The sequence below is a fragment of the Ligilactobacillus pobuzihii E100301 = KCTC 13174 genome (assembly GCF_000349725.1).
GTDB lineage: Bacteria > Bacillota > Bacilli > Lactobacillales > Lactobacillaceae > Ligilactobacillus > Ligilactobacillus pobuzihii.
The window spans coordinates 1-2,650 of the sequence record NZ_KB714694.1; the positions used below are offsets into that span (position 1 = coordinate 1).

The 2,650-nt window shown below is 39.4% G+C and carries 3 protein-coding genes; all 3 read left to right on the top strand.

Annotated features, from left to right (window positions below; genetic code table 11):
* On the top strand, positions 1 to 761 hold a 761-nt coding region (locus LACPOB_RS0105810; protein WP_017867891.1), incomplete at its 5' end, for an ABC transporter permease.
* 12 nt (positions 762 to 773) lie between these two features.
* The gene (locus LACPOB_RS0105815; RefSeq protein ID WP_017867892.1) at positions 774 to 1,685 is read left to right on the top strand and encodes a glycine betaine ABC transporter substrate-binding protein; all 912 of its coding nucleotides are present in this window, start codon (positions 774 to 776) and stop codon (positions 1,683 to 1,685) included.
* Between the two features lie 509 nt (positions 1,686 to 2,194).
* On the top strand, positions 2,195 to 2,650 hold a 456-nt coding region (locus LACPOB_RS13040; RefSeq protein ID WP_373878916.1), incomplete at its 3' end, for a cation-transporting P-type ATPase.

The following is a 2,650-nucleotide window of genomic DNA, read 5'->3' on the forward strand; positions in this document are numbered from 1 at the left end:
ATGGTATTACCGCATTCTTCCAGGCGATCATTGACGCAGTTCAATGGGTCTTTGATCTCTTGCCTGAATGGTTGTTTATCATTGTGATCTTAGCGCTCACATATTGGGTCAAAAAAGATCAAAAGAAAATGGGCTTCATGATCTTTGAAGTTCTCGGTCTGTTGTTGATTTGGAACTTAGGTTACTGGCGTGATATGACACAGACTTTAACGCTAGTCTTGTCATCAAGTTTGATCGCTGTGATCATCGGGATCCCCTTGGGTATTTGGATGGCGAAAAGTGCTAAGGCTGAAGTCGTGATCAAACCGATCTTAGACTTTATGCAGACGTTGCCAGCCTTCGTTTATCTGATCCCAGCCGTAGCTTTCTTTGGTATCGGGATGGTCCCCGGTGTCTTGGCATCTGTGATCTTCGCTATGCCACCAACAGTTCGGATGACTAACTTAGGTATCCGTCAAGTCCCTGAAGACTTGATCGAAGCAGCCGATTCTTTTGGTTCAACTAGTTGGCAAAAATTGATCGGACTGCAATTACCAATGGCTAAAAACACGATCATGTCCGGTGTTAACCAGACGATGATGTTAGGCCTTTCCATGGTCGTTATCGCATCTATGATCGGTGCACTTGGTTTAGGTACGCAGGTTTACTTTGCCGTTGGACGTAATGATGCTGGTGCAGGTTTCGCTGCCGGTATCGCAGTGGTTATTGTCGCTATTATCTTGGACCGGATCACTCAATCGTTCAACAAGACCTCTAGATAAGGGGGCCCCAGATTGAAGAAGAAAAAAATCCTACGTTATATAAAATTAGCTGTTGCAACTTTAGGCTTAGCATTTATTGTCAGTGCTTGTGCGGATCCAGCTTCATATAATTCAAATAAAAAACTTGGTCCACAGATCAATTATACGATCACTGGGATCGAAGCTGGTGCGGGTATTACTGATAGTACAGAAACAGCACTAGACAAGTATAAATTGAAAAAAGCTAACTGGCAGATCATGCCTAGTTCCACGGCGGCTATGGTTAGTACGTTAGATAAGGCAATTAAAAATAAACAACCGATCGTTGTTACTGGCTGGCAGCCGCACTGGATGTTTTCGAAATATTCTTTGAAATTTTTAAAGGATCCAAAGAAAGCATATGGTAGCGGTGAGTCAATGGATACTATTACACGGAAAGGATTTGCCAAAGATAACCCAGGCGTCAATAAGTTCTTTAAGAATTTTCACTGGTCAATTAAAATGTCTAACCCATTGATGTTGAAGATCAACAATGGGATGAATAAGCAAAAGGCCGTTGATGAATTTATCAAGACACATCCTAAGCAAGTCAAGCAATGGCTGAATGGTGTTCCTAAAGGGAAGGGCCAAAAAGTTAAAATTGGTTATACACCGTATGACTATGAAATTGCTGCGACAACTTTAGTTACAACTCTTTTAAAACAAAAAGGTTATGATGCTTCGATGCAGCAATTAGACGTTGGGATAATGTGGAGTGCAATTTCTACTGGTAAACTAGACGCTTCTGTGACAGTTGAACTTCCGGTAACGCATAAACTATACGCCAAGAAATATAAAGGCGACTATGTTAACGTTCGAAAGAACCTAGAAAATGCAACTACTGGTTTAGCTGTTCCAACTTATATGAAAGACATCAATACGATCAGCGATTTAAAGAATAAATAACGAAATTAAAAGACTACCATTTCGAAAAGAAGTGGTGGTTTTTTGTATGTATACTGTAGCTAAAATAGCAGTAGCTCCTTTTAAATATGTGATCTATATTGAAAAGATACCGAATTTAAGCCAGTAATTTTGAAACTAATAAAGACAAGTGATCTGTCAAGATAGAATGTTTTATGAACCACATTTTTTTGCTCGAGGGGAATCGCTTGAATAGAGAGCCTTGATGCGTGAGAATATCAATAACTGATAAATTTATTATTAGGTTAACTTATAATTTTGTTAGGAATAAATAAAGTCAACATTCTTATAAATTGATTTGGTATTCTAAACTAAGAGTAAATGTATTAGAGGAGCGTGAGGTAATAGATGGATGCGAAACCAGGAGCGTGTTGGTGCGTAAATTTGATTTGTATCCTGCTTGAATGATTTGAAGAAGTGATGACAAAAAGGTAGTTTATTATTTGCTTTTAAGGTCACGGTGACCTGAGAATTATCGAGGAGGATGAACCATAGTGGAACAGTATCAACAAAAGCTTTCAAAATTACAAGATAAATATCGAGCGCAGGACTTTGAAAATGGTTTGACTGATGAAGATGCCAAAGCTCGCCTTGCACATGATGGTCCTAATAAAATTGAAAATAAGAAAACGCCTAAGTGGAAAATCTTTTTACGCCAATTTGACAATATTATCACCTATATTTTGATCGCGTCAATGGCCATGACATTACTAGTTGGTGACCAAACTGATACGTTAGTTATTGGATTAGTGGTTGTGATCAATGCTTTTATTGGTTATTTTCAGGAATCAAATGCTGCGGATGCTTTAGCCCAGATTCAACAAATGCTGGCTGTGGAAGCAACAGTTTATCGTGACGGGATACGAAACGATATCCCCGCCGAAAAGCTAGTCAAAGGCGACGTAGTGTTCTTGGAAGCCGGCGACAGTGTACCAGCAGATCTGCGG